The following is an 18,431-nucleotide window of genomic DNA, read 5'->3' on the forward strand; positions in this document are numbered from 1 at the left end:
CATGACTCCGCTTAACGAAACCGCGTTTCATAAATTCCTTACAGCAGCGCTCGCAAAAGGCGGATTTGCCAATGATGATGTAGTGGCGGTGATCATGCCGTTGCTGGAGGAGGTGTATTCATTTCACCTCAACGGCAAAGTAGCGCCCCTGCATCATCTGGGCGCGCTGCTGGTTACCAATGATAAGCTGGATATCGATGAGCGCCTGGCGCAAGCTCCCGTTAATAACCTGGCGGCCATCAAGGCGTTACTGCCCAACCCGGGCCATACCTTCGAGATTAGCGGCCGGTTAAAGCAATCGGTCATGATCGGCGAGGAGGACGTCGCCGGGACCCGCAACAGCCTGGTAGAAACCGATCCGTCAAGGCTGTTAACCATGCCGGTGTACCTGCTTAATTACCGGTGCTACGAGATGGCGCTCGGCCACCACGATGCTGCAGGCGATATTTTCGTGCTGGGAATGATCCTGGCGAGCCTTTCGCTCGGCCTGGATTTTAGCAGTGAACACGACCTGCACAGCTTTGCCGACAACCGCGAAAGTATGATCTTCCTCAACCCGCGCATACACCCGGCCATTGCCAACATTATTGCGGGGATGACGCACCTCGACCGCCGTAAACGTTGGAAGGACCTGGCGGAGATCATCGACGACCTGAAGAATTACCGCGATTATAACCCGGAAATGGAGCAGGATCTTTCTGAGATCGCCGGGGCGCGGAAGATCCTGAAGCAAAGCCGGCAGCAGTTTATCCAGGACAAACTGCGGAACCGGTTGTTCGACACCAGCAAACGGAACCGGTTGCTGTATTTTAAGTCGAACCTCAAGTTCCTGAACCTGTCGGTTTCCTCTGTCCCGCAGGTGCTGAATTACAATAACATCAACCCGGAATCCCTGTTTTTCTGGAACAGCGAGGTGTCTGAAAAGATCACCCTGGGTAAGGATATTTCGCTTTCCAAATACCTGCGGTTCGAAGATAATCCCTACATCGCACCTTCGCTGGACCGCATCAGGCTGGAAGCCAATAAAGACCTGAACGAATATGGCTTTAGCCAGCTGAAACTGGTGATAACGTTCCTTAACTGGTATAACACCCGCGAGCAGGTTACGGAGAAAATCTCTTCGCCGTTATTGCTGGTGCCGGTAAACCTGGTTAAGAAAAAGGGACTAAAGGACCAGTTCATCCTGGAGATCGTGGATACGGAGGTGGAGATCAACCCGGTATTGTCATTTATGCTGCGCGACCTCTACGATATCCGTCTTCCCAAAACCATTCACCTGGAAGATACCAGCCTGGAAGCCGTGTTCAAAGACCTGAAAAAGCAAATTGAACGGACACGCTCGGGCGTGATCCTGGAACACGCCGCCAGGCCGAAGATCAAGCTGATCCATGCCCTTGCCAGGCAAACGCTATCACAGTATAAACGCAAGGTAAACAAGAACAGGAATGTAAATTCGTTCCATAACCTCGACTATTCTTACGATGCGGGCAACTTCCAGCCGCTCGGCCTGCAGCTGTTCCGGAACTATATACAGCCGGAGCACTCTTCGCTCGAGTTCCTGGTGAACACCGATATTAAGCCAGGTGCCTTTCACTATGCGGATACCGGCCTCGGCGAAACCGCCCGTGAGCTTTACGAGCTGGATGAGGGCAGCGTAAACCCGTTCAAGTGGGAGTTCGATACCTGTAATATGGTGCTGGGTAACTTCAATTATAAGAAAATGTCGCTGGTACAGGATTACAATACCATTATCGACGGGGAGATCGGCAGCAAAGTGTTCGACGCGCTGTTTAACGAAATGCCTGTCAAAACAGGCGCCGGAGAGGAGCTGGCAGAGGGCGACCTGGCCGGGCGGTTTAACGTGGTGCAATCCGACCCCACGCAGAACAGGTCGATAGCCTTTTCGAGGAAAGGGGAAAGCTATATTATCCAGGGCCCTCCCGGGACAGGGAAATCGCAGACGATCTCGAACCTGGTTGCCGATTACGTGGCAAGAGGTAAAAAGGTACTGTTTGTATGCGAAAAACGAGCCGCCATCGATGTGGTGTTTTACCGCCTTAAACAACAGCAGCTCGACCAGCTTTGTTGTCTTATCCACGATTCGCAGGGCGACAAAAAGAGCTTTATCCAAAACCTGAAAGCGACCTTTGAATCGTTTACCAGGAAACCGCTACCGGCGAAACAGGCAGCAGCGGAGCGGGAGCAGATCCTGGCGCATATTGCCGCCGAGATGGATAGTATCCGGGTGTTTCATGAGGGTATGCGGCACCAGCCGGAAGGCGCCGGCGTAAAACTCCGGGAACTGCTGGAAGTATTGCTGAATGCCGGGCAGGAACAGGTCGCCGAACCCGCCGTGCATTCGTTGCCAGGTTACCGGCAGTGGGTGCTTTTTGGAGAGATCATCGGGAACCTTTCTGAAACGAGCAGGAAACTGGGCGGCGACCGCTTGTTTTCCCGTCACCCGTTCAGGTACCTGGCAGAGCATGTCTACTTGTCGGAAATGCCTGTGGGCGAGCTGCGAGGGATACTCGAAAAAGCCATCGCAGGGGTAAGTGAACTGGCTGAACGGCTGGAAATGGCCGATGTGCCGGCAGCGGTAATGGCCGACCTGCAAACGCTGGCTGGTTTCCTGGTCTCCGTCGAAAAGCTGGTCCCCTTTAAAGAAAATAACCGCATGGAGTTATTAACCAGCGGGAGCGCACAGCAGCAACAGCTTACAGGAACCGTTAAGCTGCTGGAACAACTGGATGAGGAATGGAAACGCGCTGCGGAAAAAAACGGGTACTGGTTAAACAAATTCCCGCTTGCGGATGCTGAAAACGCACTGGAAGTGGTTAAAAGCCAGGAATCGTCGTTTTTCTCCTTTCTTAACCCGGGCTATAGGAGGATCAGGAAAGCCATCCGGCAATCCTATGACTTTAGCCGGCACCAGGTGACTCCTTCCTGTACCCAGGTGCTGCAAAACCTGCTGGCGGAATACGAAGCCGAAGAACGGCTGAACGCCGAAAAGCTGGCAGCTACCCGTTTTTTCGCGTTGGGCGATCCGTATGCACTGCTGGAAACCGCCAGGCAACTAACGGATCGCGCGAATAAACAGGCACTTACCTATGTAATGCGCCCGGATATCGACCTGGCGACAATCAAAGACCTGGTGCATGCAGGCGGGATGGCGATCGAATTAGAGGTGTTGTTAACAGCCGCCCTCAACCATATACCCGGCAAGAGCCCTGGCGAAATAGAGGTAATCCTGCAGCAGATCCTTGACAAATCGAGAGACCTGCCGCTTTTTATCCCCTTGATGAAGGACCTCGCCGCCGCGCACGCCGCGTTGAAAAAACTGGTGATAAGCGAGGCGTATTACCCCGAACAGATCAAAATGATCCTTGCAAAGTCAAGCCTGGATGACTTTATGAACCTGAACCGCGAGTTTGAGCGGATCGGCGGCGACCGCATCAGGCACCACGCCCAAAAGATAAAAAAACTCTACAAAGACCTGATGCAGGCTAACGGCGCTTACCTCGTGGCCATACAGCAGGAACGGTTGAATAAGCTGGTCCAGCGTTCTGAGCTATCGGTGGCTGGCGCTACCGTCCAGGAGAAAGAGCTGAAACGCTCGCTGATAGAGGGACGCAAGATCCTGGAGAACGAGTTCGGGAAAAGCATGCGCTACCGCTCTATCCGCGACCTTGCTACCTCAGAATCGGGGCAGCTCATCCGCGAGCTGAAGCCCGTGTGGCTGATGAGCCCGCTGAGCGTGTCGGATACGCTGCCGCTGCAAACAGATTATTTTGACGTGGTGATCTTTGATGAGGCCAGCCAGATCACACTCGAAGAGGGGGTGCCGCCGGTTTACCGCGCCTCGCAAGTGATTATTGTGGGCGATGAAATGCAAATGCCGCCAAGCAACTTCTTTAGCAGTTCTGCTTCAGATCCCGACGATCTCTGGGAGAATGATAACGACGATCCGCGTTATTTTTCGCTGGATGCGGATAGCTTTCTTACCCAGGGCGCACGTAAATTTCCGTCGGTGATGCTGGGCTGGCATTACCGGAGTCACCACGAATCGCTGATAGGGTTTTCGAACGCATCATTTTATAAGAATGAGCTGTTAACCATCCCGGATGCGCTGGACCATCACCGCGACCTGCCGGAGATTGTATGCGAAAGTAAAGAAGACGCGTTGCGGTACGTCCCGGCAATACTTGAGCGCCCGATCAGCTACCATTTCCTGAAGAACGGCGTATATGAGAATCGCAGCAACATCGCCGAAGCGGAATATATCGCCGAACTTGTGAGAGGGCTTTTACTGCGGCAGAACGGGCTGAGTATCGGCGTAGTCGCCTTTTCGATGGAACAGCAGGGCGAGATCGAAACCGCCATCGGGCAGCTTTGCCAGGTTGATAAAACATTCGGGAAAATGATGGAGGATGAGTACAAACGGATGGAGAACAACCAGTTTGTGGGTATCTTTTTCAAGAATCTCGAAAACGTACAGGGAGATGAGCGCGACATTATTATCATGAGCACTTGTTACGGGCACGACCCGCATGGGAAGATGATCATGAACTTCGGTCCCATCAACCGCAGGGGAGGCGAAAAGCGATTGAACGTGATCTTTTCAAGAGCCAAGAAACGCATGTGCGTAGTAAGCTCTGTCAAGTATACCGACATCAGGAACGAGTACAACGAGGGCGCCAACTATTTCAGGAAGTACCTTTTGTATGCCGAGCTGGCCAGCACCGGGAACATGGAGCTGGCTAACGAGGTACTGCGGTCGGTATCGCAGCACGATCAGCAGGCTGCTGCCGGTCTTTATAAAACGGTAGTGACCGATCAGCTACAGCAATTGCTGAATGAGAGAGGATACACCACAAAAGCGCTGGTGGGCCAATCACACTTTAAGTGCCACCTGGGAGTTAAGAAATCCAGGGAGGACGATAGCTATACACTCGGGATCCTGGTAGATGATGCACTGCATTATACAAGCAACGACCTGCTGGAACAATACCTCTTTAAGCCGGAAGTGCTCCGCTCCGGGGGATGGCGCGTGGTTCAGGTATTTTCCAAAGACTGGTATGATGATAAAGAGAAAGTGCTCGAAAAGGTCATCGCTGCGCTGGAAGAACCGGGAGAACAACCAGGACCAGGTGAGCCGCTCGGCGACGAAACGATGGAAGACACTCCTGTTGAGGAACCTGTTTTGAAAGAAAAGCTTGTGGAAGTAGAATGGGTGATCGGCGCGGGGCCTGAAGAACAGGCGCAAACCGTTCCAAACCGGTTGATTAATACCGAAAACGGCAGCAACAAGTTTTGGGAAGCCTGGGTAGAAGGTAGCGACCTGGTGGTACAATACGGCAGGATAGGCACCCGGGGGCAGCGGATCATTAAAACGTTCGAATCGCCCGTGCTGGCGGAAGCGGAAAGGGAGAAACAGGAGAGGCAGAAGTTAGCGAGGGGATACCGTATGGGTTGAAAGTTGGAAGTCCGGCATATTAATCATTAAGCACGATCCAGACCGGCCCGTGGTCGCTTGATTTTTCCCACCCGCGTACATGGCGGTCGACACCCGCGGACGTCAGGCGGTTATCGAGCCCGGCGCTTAGCAGGAAATGGTCGATGCGTAACCCGGCGTTGCGGCTGTAGGCATCGCGGAAGTAATCCCAAAACGTGTAGATGGTTTCGTCGGGATACAGTTTTCGCAGCGCGTCCGTCCATCCTTGTTTCAGTAACGTGTTAAACGCGGCGCGTGTCTCGGGCCTGAAGAGGGCGTCTTCTACCCAGCGTTCCGGTTTGTATGCGTCGAATTCGGTGGGGATCACGTTATAGTCGCCCGCCAATACCACCGGCTTCCCGGAGGCGAACAACTCTTCGGCATGCGCGATAAAGCGGTCGAACCACTGTAATTTATAGTCGAACTTAGGGCCGGGAGCAGGGTTCCCGTTGGGGAGGTAAAGGCAGCCTACCGTGATGCCATCGGCTATTGCTTCGATGTAGCGGCTATGCTCGTCGTTCGGGTCGCCGGGCAGTACGCGCCTCACCTCCTGGATATCGCCGCTCCGAGATAAGATGGCCACGCCGTTCCAGCTTTTTTGCCCATGCCAGATGGGGGTATAACCTGTATCGCGAATGGCTTGTTCGGGAAATTTCTCCTGCGGCGCCTTCAATTCCTGCAGGCATGCCACATCAGGTTTAGTTTCTTCGAGCCAGCGAAGCAGCACCGGCAAACGGCCATTTACGCCGTTAACATTGTAGGTAGCAATTTTCATACGAGCGGGGAGTAGTGGCCTAAGATAAGATTATATTGCCCGCAATGCGGGCGTTCCCGGGGGGTGAGGGCTCGCGGAGCTGTTATCATGATCGGCGCGATCAGCCCTTAATCTTAAACTCCGGGTCCTTAATGTAGGTTTCCCATAGCTCATCGAGCGCGCTTCCGGTGAGCTGTGTCCAGCTTTCGGCCGTATAAGTATGTAATCGCAACTGTTTGTCGAGTTCCTTAACCAGCCCTTTTTTCTTCGTCGCTTCTATCCAGGCCAGGAAACGCGCGGTAATGCGGTAGCTGTTTTTGTAACTCTGACCGGCCTTGTACGGCGTAAGCGACCATTTGGCTGCAGGATTGGCCACGCCGAATTTATAGCGCACAAAATCAGCAATACCTTCGGTAAGCCAGCCCGGACCTACGCTGCGACCGTAATTCTGTACGATGTGCATCACCTCGTGGGTAACCACATCGATGTCGCCCGCGTGAGAACGCATATATTTAGAACTGAACACCACCCGGCCGTTGGAGGTGGCCGCCACGCCTTTGTAGGCGGTATCGATCACAAAGGTTACTTCTTTAAGCGTTTGCCTGTTGTATTCCTTTGCGAGCTTGGGATATACTTCGAAGAAAGTCTTGATCAGCTTGTCCTTTAATGTGTCGGGGAATGTGGCATCCTGGTTTGTGAAAGTGAGTTTATAGCCCTTTTTTTGGATCACTTCGGAAGATTGCGCATGCACAGCGGAGGTTAACAAAATGGCCGGGAGCAATGCCGGGAGAAGTCGCTTTAAGTGGATCATGGTATTAAAATTATATGCCGAAGATAATAAAATGCCTTTTGCGGATTCGTAAAATCTAAGCTACGCGCACCACCTTGGCAAGGGTTGAATCAACCGGTATTTTACAGGGTGAAATTGCCCCTGCAGCACCCGGGAAGCGAGCGGACGATAAAACAGGTTATTGCTTGCTTAAAGAGAACGGCTTGTCGGCGGTTGCCAGGCCGCGTGTTTTCTCCGGTTGCGGGCTCATTTCCAGCGTTAAATTGCCGCCTTTCAGGATGTCGCTGTGCAACAGGAAATTGCGGGTGTAAGCTGCGCCGTTTAAGGTGGCCGACCGGATATACACGTTTTCCTTGCTGTTGGCAGGCGCGCTGATCACGAACTTATTTCCGTTCTCCAGGTTAATGGTAATCTTTTTGAACATAGGGCTTCCCAACACGTACTCGCCGGTACCGGGTGTAACGCTGTAAAAGCCGAGCGCGCTCAGCACGTACCACGACGAAGTTTGTCCCTGGTCCTCATCGCCGGGGTAGCCGTTTTCTGACGCGTCGTAAAGTTTTGTCATCACTTCACGGGCGTGGTACTGCGATTTCCAGGGCTCGCCGGCATAATTATACAGGTACACCATGTGCTGGATCGGCTGGTTACCATGAGCGTATTGGCCGAGATTTGCCATCACCATTTCCGTCATTTCGTGGATCATACCGCCATAACTTCCCACTTTTACGGTGTTGGGAACGGTGAATACAGAATCGAGCTTGGCCGTGAAGTTCCGGTCGCCCTGCATCAGGCCGATCAGGCCGTTAATGTCGTGGAAAACCGACCATTGCCAATGCCAGGCATTTCCTTCCGTGAACGGGCCGCCCCATTCCACGGGATCGAAGTTGGGAAGCCAGTTCCCTTCGGCATCGCGGCCGCGCATAAACCGGGTGCCCGGATCGTACAGGTTTTTGTAGTTGTACATTTGGCGTTCGAACACACCCTGGTAGAACGTATTGCCGGTAACCTTCGCAAGCTGGTACCCGCAGAAATCATCGTAAGCGTATTCAAGGGTTTTGGCTGCGGCTTCGCGGTATTTCGGCGAAGGCACATATCCCAGTTGTGCGTATTCGCGCCAGCCGTCGCGGCCGTTTGCCGGTCCCCAAGGCCCCTTGTCCGTTGATTCATGAAGGTAGGCTTTCAATGCTTCGGCGGGATCGAACGTACGGATCCCTTTCACCCACGCATCGGCCAACAGCGAGATGGCGTGGTTGCCCACCATGCTCCCGGCTTCGCTGGGAAATGACCACGACGGCAGCCAGCCGCATTGGCGCCAGGCGTCGATCATGGCCTGCATGTAGCGGCCGTGCATGGTGGGGTGTAAAAGCGTGTTCAGCGGGAACTGCGCGCGGAAGGTGTCCCAGAAACCGGTGTCGGTAAACATGTATCCATCGTGTACTTTACCATCGTAAGGACTAAAATACACGGCTTTCCCGTTCTTATCGAGCTCATAGAACTTTCGCGAGAACAGGCTGGCCCTGAACAGGCACGAGTAAAAAGTTGCTTTATCCGCCTCGCTGTCGCCCTCTGCCTGGATCTTTCCCAGCTCCCTGTTCCATACCGCGGCGGCTTTTGCTTTGGTTTGTTCGAGCGTTTTATCATCACCCAGCTCATTGGCCAGGTTAAGCTCGGCTTGTTCTGCGCTGATGTAAGAGGAGGCCGTCTTGGCTTGTACTACGGCGCCTGGCGCAAATTCGAGGTATGCGCCGCGTCCGCGCCCTTCTGCCGTAAGCGAATCGGGATGGACTGCACCTGTCCGCGCTTCCCAGGTGCCATATTTCCTGATGGGCTTATCAAACTGGATGGTGAAGTAGCTTTTCCAGCCTGCCCGGAACCCGCGCCCGTTGTTTACGTAACCGGTGATCCTGTTTTTTCCCGGGACCACGCGGATGCCGCTCAGCCCCGTGTACCCGTCGAGCACCAGGAAGCTCTTTTTCCCTTTGGGGAAGGAAAAGCGCAGGTGTGCGCCGCGGTCGGTAGGCGCGATCTCGGTGGTAATGCCATTGTCGAACTTCACTCTGTAATAGTTCGGTTTTCCTGCTTCGTTGGCGTGGCTGAAGGCGGCCTCCCGCGCATTTTCGTTCACTACGAGCGAGTCGATCTCGGGCATCAGCGAAAAAACGGCGTAATCGTTGGTCCACGAACTGCATTGGTGCGCCTGCTGGAATCCCCGGATATGGGTCTTAAAGTACTGGTATTTCCAGCCATCGCCGTTTTTGCCCGTTTGCGGGGTCCAGGTATGCATGCCGAAGGGGAGCGCGGTAGTGGGGTAGGTATTGCCACGGGTAAGCTCGTGTTTGGAGTTGGTGCCCTGGAGCGTGTTTACGTATTTTACCAGGTCGGTTTCCTGGGCGAAAAGCGGGCTGCTGAGGAGGACGAGCCCCGCGAGTAAGGGTGATTTCATGTTAAATTATTTTATTTACCTGCGCCGGGTGACGGGAAATTGCGAAATGCGAAGTTGCGTGCAACCGTATGGGACCAGGATAATATCTTCCGCCGGTCCGGCCTCTACTCCATAAATGGTACTGTAAGGCAGCGGTCCGGCCATGCCGTTGTAAAGCTGCCATGAAGGAACCGGGCGCCCTTTGGCCCTGATCTGCACCGGCGCGTTTTCAAGATTCCAGGGGTAGAGGGCCACTTCTCCCTTTTTTTCGAACATGTAACTGGTTTCCAGTTGAGTAACGGGTGTTTCAATCAGCGCGTAATTCCATGGGGTGGCAGGGAACACTTCATCGTATGAGCCGTAATCGTCGGCATCCTTGTCATTGGCTACGTGCTTCACCTGTTCGCCGATCTTCAGGGCATACGTAATGGGGCCTCGTTCTACGGATATCGAATTTTCATACCATGTATTTTTAAAGATGTGCATGGGGAGCTGCAGTTCCACCACATCCCCCGACTTCCAGTTGCGGGAGATCTTAACCACCTGGTTGCCTGTTGCTTCCCGGAACAGGGCGCCGTTTATCCTTATCGCGGCGTTTTTGCACCATCCGGGGATGCGGAGGTGGAACGGGAATGTTACAGGCCGGGCTTTCGTATCCGTCGTGAGCGTAAACCGGATGGTTTCATCAAAAGGGTAATTTGTATCTTCTGTAAACGAGATCTTTATGCCGCCGGCCACGGTAGCCGTTACTTCGCTGGCTGAATAGACCAGTGCGGCGATTCCCTTATCCGGCGTGGTGTACCAGAGGTTTTGCGTGAATTTCGGCCAACCCTGGTGCATGTTCGAGGTGCAGCAAGGGTAGCCGGTGAGCAGGCCGTAGCAAACGTCGGTACCCCCATGGTTGTCGCCGAAGTTGCGCATCTGGCGCGTAAGCATCACCTGGTTGGCTTGCTGAAAGTATTGACGGGCCATAAAATCGTCTGAAGCCTGGGTGGGCAATGCGTTAAACGCGATCTTTTCAAGCTGGTCGGCATACGTTACGCTGCCGGTGATGCCGAGCGCGCTTTCCAGCGTGAACATCATTTCTACGGCCGTGCAAAACTCCGATCCCTGGGTGGGGTTGTTGCCGTGCAACGCCTCATCTCCGCCATAAAGCCCGTGCGCCAGGCCATTGTATTTTCGGATGTCACTAAGGCCTTTTTCCAGCGCATCTGCATATTGTTTTTCCGGGTGATGCTGGTAGTAAATGATCGGTTCTTTCATCCCCTGGGCAAGGTTTACAGTATGGATACTGCCGGGTTTGCTGAGCATATCCGTGTTTAAAAAGGCGTTGGTGAAATCGAAAGCCTGTTTATGCAGCAGGTCGCCAAGCCTGAGCAGGAATTTATCACCGGTAATATTATACAGCCAGTACACTACGGCGAGGTTATCGCCGGCACGGTATTTTGCCCAAAAGGTCCAATGGTCCAGCGGCTTTGCCGGAAGCTCTTTTAACTGGTATTTAAAGTAGCCGGTCATAAGGCTGATCACGCGCTGATCGCCGGTGGCGGAATAGTACTGCCTGAGGACCTTCAGCATCACCATCTTAGGCCACCAGTCGCGGCTGTTATTGCGCTGGATACCGCGCTCGCCGGGGTAGTCTGTGGTAGGACCGAAGTAGCCATCGGGTTGCTGGCTTCGGAGCGCCCATTCTACCCAGGGTTTCGTTTTAGCGATCAGCTCTTTGTCGTCAAGGATATAAGCGAGCGGCAGCAGTCCGTCTATCCAGTAAGGTCCGCGTTCCCATTGGTCGCCATCGCCGCCAAGCCAGCCGTTTCGCTGGTCCATCACCTTGGGATACAGCTTATCGAGATTCCCGGTGGCGCCGTTCTTCTGGCGTACCAGCATCTCCCTCAGCCAGCCTTTCGGTTTAATGGCGCCTAACGGCAGTTCCTGGTAGGGGTTTTGACGCAGCGGCTGACCCATAGCAGGAATCGCCAGGCTTAGGATCAAAAGCTGGAACAGGATTTTCATTTAATTCGGTTATGTTGCCACAAGATAATACATAAGACGCCGCTAACCAACGAGTCCTCTTTATTTTTATGAAAGGGTATGGGTTTTACTCGCGGGAATCGTGCTCCTGTCAGGCGAAAGAACGTTCGCGCAAGCTGCGGACAGCGTAAATACATCGCAGGTAAAAATGCTGTTATGTCGCCGTTTAATACTGCATGACAGCACAGGCGGAGATCTATTAAAAGCTTCTACGCGCCGGGCCAAACAGGCACGTTCCAGGTTTTCCTCCAGGGCATTACCGCCAACGGCGGACCGTAAGCAAAACGGTCACGTTCGGAGTGAAAATATAAATAACTGCTGAGACGACGATATCGCTGGGAGGGAGAAACGTAGCTTCCTGTAAGTGATAGTAATAAAACGGGAATATAACAGTTTATCTTCCAGGATCACCAATGTGAAAATTTGTTAAAAAACGCAGGCCTGACCATGCTTTGTGACAGGTTGCTTATATTTAGCACGTGTTCACTTATTTTGCCTTTGATGAAGATCAGACAAACTCTCGCCATACTAACCATTCTGCTGTGTTGTGTGCTGCCCGCTTTCTCGCAGCGCGACAGCGTTTCGCTCAGCACCGTTATTAATAAAACCAACACCCTCATGGAGTCGCGCCCGCTCGAAAAGGTGTACCTGCATTTCGACAAACCGTATTACGCTATTAATGATACGATCTGGTTTAAAGCGTACCTCACCTTCGGGTTGCACCAGCCGTCGGAATTGAGCAAGATCGTGTATGTAGACATCATCAGCAGCCGCGATTCACTGGTAAGGACCCTGATGCTTCCGGTCAAGGACGGCGCAGCCACGGGATCTGTACCGCTCACACCGCCCATGTTTAAGCAAGATAACTATCACATAAAGGCGTACACTAAATGGATGGCGAATTTCGACCAGGCTTACTTTTTTAATAAAACCATCAGCGTCGGAAATTCCATCAACAAACAGGTAACGTCGCGCGTGGCCTTTAAAAGAAGCGTGAGCAACAATATTCCCCAGGTAAGCGCTTCCATTACTTACAACGATCCGGACGGTAACCCCTATACGAATAAGAAAGTGAACTGGGTGATCACTTCGGGTTTTGACGAGATCGCCAAAGGCAGGGAAACCACGGACGACAAAGGGTTGCTTACCATCAATTTTGCAAACACCCGCTCGCTGGACCTCGCGGGAGCCGTTCTCACCACCACGCTGGATGCCGGCAATAAAAAGGAATACGACCAGGTTTATCCGCTCAAATCTGTAGCGGCCCCCAACGATGTGCAGTTTTTTCCCGAAGGTGGCAGCCTGATCGGCAGCATCCGGTCGAAAGTAGCCGTTAAAGCCATTCAATCGAACGGTTTGGGCACAGACTTTAGTGCCACGGTAACCGACAATTCGGGAGCATCTATCACTACATTCGATTCACAGCATGCGGGGCTCGGCGCCTTTGTGTTCACGCCCGATGCGGGGAAGAGTTATAAGGTAAACGTAGATTTTAAAGACGGCACCAGGGGGAGCTACGATCTTCCCCGCGTCCGCGCCAGCGGGATATTGCTCAGCGCCAGCGTTACCGATACCAGTAAGATCTTTATCAGGCTTACCGCCGACTCTACGTACTTTAAGAGCCGCATGGGGCAGACTTTTTATGTGCTCGGTAAAAGCGGCCAGGTCATTTGTTACGCCGCGCAGATCAGCCTTAATAGCCCTTCCTTCTCCGCCTATATCCCTACCGGGAAGTTTCCGTCGGGCGTCGTTCAGATCACGCTGATGAGCAATACCGGCATCCCGCTAAGCGAGCGCGTGGTGTTTGTATCGCACAAAGACCAGCTCGGGCTTACGGTAGCTTCCGATAAGCCTGTTTATGGCCGGAGGCAGAAGGTTAAGCTCAGCATCACCGCAAAGAACAGCGTTACCCCGGCATTTGCCGATCTCTCGCTCTCCGTGATTGATGAAACCAGGATACCTGTAAATGAAAGCACAGAAACGACCATTTTGTCGCATCTCCTGCTTTCATCCGACCTGAAAGGTTATATCGAGAACCCGAACTATTATTTCAGGCAGGTGACCGAAAAAACCATGGCCGATCTAGACCTGCTGATGCTTACCCAAGGCTACCGGCGATTCACTTACCAGGAAATATTATCAGGCAAGATCCCTCCGGTGGTGTATTTGCCGGAGCAGGGCATCGAACTTACCGGTACCCTGCGCGCGCTGGATGGCCGGCCATTCAAAGGCGGGGTATTAAACCTTTCCATCCCCGATAAATACTATTCCGCACGGGCGGTGAGCGATGCAGAGGGCAAGTTTAAATTCCCCAACCTGGCGTTTGCAGATTCGGCACAGGTGATTGTGAGCGCAAAAGGCAATTACAACGCCAAAAGCCTGATGGTGATGATGGATGGTACCGCTTACCCGGCCGTAGAGAAGAACCCGAATTACCCGGACGAGCGCCTCAATATCGACACCATGATGGTAAACTACCTGCAGAACGTTAAGAAGATCTATGAAAGCTCGCGCGTGCTGAAGGAGATCACGATCACCTCTAAAGCGCCTAAAAAAACCACCACGGTACATACCGACTACCCGGCGCTTACCGGCCTGAGTCCTAATGCGGACCATGTGATCAACGGCGACCGCCTGACGGGCTGCAACAACGTGCTCACCTGTTTGCAAACGATGGCATTTGGTGTGACGCTGGTAGACAACGTGTTTTATGTTGCGCGTGATTATAATGCCGGCCAACGCATACCGATGGCGGTTTTCGTGAAAGGTATGCCGGTGGACGTTTCCTACCTGATGTCGCTTAACCCAGCAGAAATAGAATCGGTGGAGATCTTTTTGAAAGACGACCTCGGCCTGGTAAACCGTGCTTACCAAACCAACGGCGTACTGGTGATCAACACCAAAACAGCCCCCAAAGGCACCAAGATCAGCCTGCAGGAGTTACAGGATATCATAGGCCAGCCAAGCGTCGCGAAAATGTCGCCCAAAGGCTATGACTTTGCCAAGGTATTTTATGTGCCTAAATACGTGGTTGGCACCAATACTTTTGGTCCCGACCTCCGGACCACCATTTTCTGGAACCCCAAAGTGCTAACGGATGCCGCCGGCAAGGCTTCGGCCGAGTTCTTTAGTGCCGATAACAAGGGCACCTACCGCGCGGTAGTAGAAGGTATAGATAAAGAAGGCCGCATCGGCCGTACCGTTTATCGTTTTAAAGTAGAATAATGGCTGCTCAAAATGCGGGGTACTGGATAGAAGCACTCCAGCTGCTGCCTCATCCCGAAGGTGGATTCTATAAAGAGGTCTTCCGTTCACCGGGCGAGGTGCTCAGGACCGGCGAGTCGATTCCCCGGCAGGCGTTTACCTCGATCTATTACCTGCTTGAAGGAGCGGATTATTCCGGGTTCCACCGGATCGCGTCAGACGAAATATGGTATTTCCACAAAGGTGATCCGCTGGTGATCCATATCATTGGCGCGGCAGGTGAGCTTATCAGCAGGGAACTTTCTGACCAGCCGGGCGGTAATTTGTCCGTCACCGTTCCCGCGGGTTTGTGGTTCGCCGCGGAACTGCCCGGTAAACAGGGCTTCACACTGGCCAGCTGTGCCGTTGCGCCAGGTTTCGATTTCCGCGAATTTGAAATGGCTAGCCGGTTGCAGCTTGCAGCCGACCATCCTGTGCATGCGGCGCTCATAAACCGCCTTTGCCGGGAACAGGGCACGGATTAGCCGTTGCTGAGCTGGGTTTTGGCGGCTTTTTTAGTACCCCTGTACTTTGAAAGGTTGATGAGCAACACGCTTCCCAGGATAATGGCCAATCCCAGTACCTGGATGACGGTAATGCTTTCCCCGGCAAACACTACACCCAATATCACCGCAACTACCGGGTTAACATACCCGTAAGTGCTTACCTGCGTAGCCGAACGTACTTTTAACAGCCACACATAAGCGCTAAACCCCGCGATAGATCCAAATACCACCAGGTATGCCGTAGCCAGCCAGGCATCTGCCGGTACGGCGGCCGCATTAAAAGACCCCAGCTCTTTCCCGATGACCGAACCGGGCATAAAAGCGATGCCTGCCGCCAGCATCTGCCAGGCAGAAGTAACGGTAGTGGAACTGTCGCCCTGGTGATATTTTGAGTAAAGGGAGCCCCCGGCCCACGTTGCGGAGCCGAGCATGAGCAGGGCAAGCGCACCCGCACCCGCCTGGACGGCATCGCCGTGAATGGCTGCGGTGATCTTCTCGTAAAAAAGCAGGATAACGCCTGCAAAACCGATCAGCAAGCCGAAGATGGTATTGCGGCTGCTGAAGTTCTCCCGCCATTTCGGTTTATCGAGCAATACGAACCACAGCGGAGCGGCCGAAACGAGGATCGCTACCAGGGCGCTCGGCAGGTGTTGCTCCACCCAGATCACGATGCCATTGCCAATAAAAAGCATCAGGAAACCAGAAACCGATGCATGCAGGACAGTTTTCCTGTTGAAAACATCCTCTTTGCGCACCAGGCACCAGGCAAGCATCATAAGGCCTGAAGCCATAAACCTGATCGCACCCAGCAGGAACGGGGGAATCTCGTGAACCGCTATGCGGATGAAAAAATAAGTGGACCCCCATACGATATACACGGTTGCAAAAGCGACGATAACGGCGACGGATGAAACAGGTTTAGCGGCAGGTGTCATGATTAACGGGCTACCCGTACAACTCCTCCCGTTGTTTCTGTACCTGCTCGCTGTTGATGTATTCGTCATAAGTCATCAGCTTATCGATCAGTCCTTTGGGGGTAAGCTCGATAATGCGGTTGGCCACGGTTTCAGTAAGCTCATGGTCGCGGGAGGTGAAAAGCATCGTTCCGCGAAAATCTTTCATGCCGTTGTTAAGCGCGGTGATCGACTCCAGGTCGAGGTGGTTGGTCGGTTCATCGAAGATCAGCACGTTAGCCTGCTGCAGCATCATGCGCGAGAACATGCAGCGCATTTTCTCGCCCCCTGAAAGCACCGAGCTCTTTTTCAGCACTTCTTCACCGGAGAAAAGCATCCGGCCTAAAAAGCCGCGGATAAACTGCTCATCCTTATCGCCCAGCGAATATTCCCGCAGCCAGTCTACCAGGTTGTCGTCTTTACCCTCGAAGAATTTACTGTTGTCATTCGGGATATCGGCCAGGTTAATGGTTACTCCCCACTTAAAGGTACCGGTATAATCCGTGTCCCTTCCCGTAAGAACGTTATAGAATGCCGTGGTGGCCAGGCTATTCTTAGACAGTACGGCGATCTTGTCGCCCTTGTTCACCATCAGGTTGATACCTGAGAAGAACACCTCGCCGCCGGACACCTTGCGCAGGTTATCGATCTGGAGGATCTGGTCGCCTGCGTCACGTCCTTGGTGGTTGTTGAACAGGATGGCGGGGTATTTCCTGTTTGAGGGCTTGATCTCGTCGAGGTTGATCTTTTCCAGCGCCTTTTTACGGCTGGTAGCTTGTTTGGATTTGGAGGCGTTGGCGCTGAACCTGCGGATAAATTCCTGGAGCTCTTTCACTTTGTCTTCCATTTTCTTGTTCTGGTCTGAACGCTGCCTGAGCGCTAACTGGCTCGACTCGTACCAGAAAGTATAGTTCCCCGAGAAGATGGACACTTTTCCGAAGTCTATATCCGCCACGTGCGTACAAACGGTATCGAGAAAGTGCCTGTCATGCGATACGACCAGGATAATGCCCTGGTATCCCGCAAGGAAGTCTTCCAGCCAGGCGATGGTGTTAATGTCGAGGTCGTTGGTAGGCTCATCAAGCAGCAGGATGTCGGGATCGCCAAACAAAGCTTGTGCCAGTAACACACGCACTTTCTGGTTGCCATCCAGCTCTTTCAGCAGCTTGTAATGAAGTTCTTCTTTAATGCCCAGGTTACTGAGCAGGGTGGCGGCGTTATTTTCGGCGTTCCAACCATCCATTTCGGCAAACAGGTTTTCGAGCTCACCGGCACGTTCCCCGTCCTTATCTGTAAAGTCTTCTTTGGCGTACAGGGCATCCTTCTCCTTCATGATGTCGTACAGCGTTTTATGGCCGTGCAGCACCGCCTCGATCACCGGAAATTCGTCGAACGCATAGTGGTTTTGCGTCAGCACGGCCATCCGCTCACCGGGAGTGAAACTCACCGAACCGGTGCTGGGATCGATCTCCCCCGAAAGAATCTTTAAAAAGGTGGACTTGCCCGCTCCATTGGCGCCGATGATGCCATAACAGTTGCCCTGGGTGAATTTAAGGTTGACGTCTTCAAATAGTGTGCGCTTGCCATAACGCAGCGAGAGATTGGATACCGTGATCATGCGTAAAAATGAGCCGCAAAGGTACGGAATTTCCATTAAATTTAGTCTCTTTACGCATCGCCGCCGCGATCATAATGGATACTAACTGGCTAACCGATACGATTAAGACCGCGATAGGAAAAAAGCGGGTACTGCAGGCCGCTGCGCGCTTTGCCGGCGAGGAACTGCCCGTAACACGGCTGCTGGAACTGACTTTCGCTCCCGAAAAGGAGCAGGCGTTCCGTGCAGCCTGGATCCTGGAGCACCTGGCCACAGATATGCCGGACGCATTTCAGCCGGGAGCGGAGGCTTTTCTCGATCGTTATCCCGAGCAGCGGAACTTAATCTGCCAGCGTCATTATTGCCGCATCATGATGGAAATAGCGGGTAAAAAAAACGGCCTGCGATATAAAACGGTGCTGGAAAAGCGTAACCTTGACCCGGTGATCGATGCCACGTTCGAATGGCTCATCCAACCCGGAAGCCCCGTAGCGGTACAGGTGAACTGCCTGGATATCCTGTACCTGCTGAGACACCGGGCCGATTGGGTAACCGGTGAGCTGAGGCTGCATATCCCATTCCTGCTGCAGGGCGGCTCTGCCGCGATGCAAAGCAGGGGTAAAAAAGTATTGGCTAAACTATAA

General features: G+C 53.1%; 10 protein-coding genes. 4 read left to right on the forward strand and 6 right to left on the reverse strand.

The window, feature by feature from the left end:
• The first annotated feature begins 1 nt into the window (after position 1).
• Positions 2-5,473: an AAA domain-containing protein gene (locus GS398_RS14870; RefSeq protein WP_160907567.1), complete on the forward strand. Its 5,472-nt coding sequence runs from the start codon at positions 2-4 to the stop codon at positions 5,471-5,473.
• A 19-nt stretch (positions 5,474-5,492) separates the two neighbouring features.
• Here GS398_RS14870 and xth read toward each other — a convergent pair whose 3' ends face one another.
• From xth to GS398_RS14890, 4 genes are all read right to left on the reverse strand, one after another.
• On the reverse strand, positions 5,493-6,266 hold the full coding sequence (gene xth / locus GS398_RS14875) for an exodeoxyribonuclease III (RefSeq protein ID WP_160907568.1): 774 nt from the start codon (positions 6,264-6,266) through the stop codon (positions 5,493-5,495).
• A 100-nt stretch (positions 6,267-6,366) separates the two neighbouring features.
• A complete protein-coding gene (locus tag GS398_RS14880) occupies positions 6,367-7,056 on the reverse strand; it encodes a basic secretory protein-like protein (protein ID WP_160907569.1) in 690 nt (229 codons plus the stop codon).
• A 157-nt stretch (positions 7,057-7,213) separates the two neighbouring features.
• Complete coding sequence (locus tag GS398_RS14885) at positions 7,214-9,478, reverse strand: GH92 family glycosyl hydrolase (RefSeq protein ID WP_160907570.1); 2,265 nt, start codon at positions 9,476-9,478, stop codon at positions 7,214-7,216.
• A gap of 15 nt (positions 9,479-9,493) precedes the next feature.
• On the reverse strand, positions 9,494-11,470 hold the full coding sequence (locus GS398_RS14890; RefSeq protein WP_160907571.1) for a beta-L-arabinofuranosidase domain-containing protein: 1,977 nt from the start codon (positions 11,468-11,470) through the stop codon (positions 9,494-9,496).
• Positions 11,471-11,989: 519 nt separating this feature from the next.
• On the opposite strand from GS398_RS14890, the gene GS398_RS14895 reads away from it, so the two are divergent.
• On the forward strand, positions 11,990-14,713 hold the full coding sequence (locus tag GS398_RS14895; protein WP_160907572.1) for a carboxypeptidase-like regulatory domain-containing protein: 2,724 nt from the start codon (positions 11,990-11,992) through the stop codon (positions 14,711-14,713).
• Positions 14,713-15,216, forward strand: a complete 504-nt coding sequence (locus GS398_RS14900) for a cupin domain-containing protein (protein WP_160907573.1) — start codon at positions 14,713-14,715, stop codon at positions 15,214-15,216. The genes GS398_RS14895 and GS398_RS14900 overlap by 1 nt, the downstream gene beginning before the upstream one ends.
• Here the strand turns inward: GS398_RS14900 and GS398_RS14905 are convergent.
• The gene (locus GS398_RS14905; RefSeq protein ID WP_160907574.1) at positions 15,213-16,172 is read right to left on the reverse strand and encodes an EamA family transporter; all 960 of its coding nucleotides are present in this window, start codon (positions 16,170-16,172) and stop codon (positions 15,213-15,215) included. The two genes, GS398_RS14900 and GS398_RS14905, sit on opposite strands and share 4 nt — an antisense overlap.
• A gap of 10 nt (positions 16,173-16,182) precedes the next feature.
• A complete protein-coding gene (locus tag GS398_RS14910) occupies positions 16,183-17,808 on the reverse strand; it encodes an ABC-F family ATP-binding cassette domain-containing protein (protein ID WP_160907889.1) in 1,626 nt (541 codons plus the stop codon).
• A 74-nt stretch (positions 17,809-17,882) separates the two neighbouring features.
• Between GS398_RS14910 and GS398_RS14915 the strand changes: the two genes are divergently transcribed.
• Positions 17,883-18,431, forward strand: a complete 549-nt coding sequence (locus GS398_RS14915; RefSeq protein ID WP_160907575.1) for a HEAT-like fold family protein — start codon at positions 17,883-17,885, stop codon at positions 18,429-18,431.

The sequence above is a fragment of the Hufsiella ginkgonis genome (assembly GCF_009834915.1).
Taxonomy (GTDB): domain Bacteria; phylum Bacteroidota; class Bacteroidia; order Sphingobacteriales; family Sphingobacteriaceae; genus Hufsiella; species Hufsiella ginkgonis.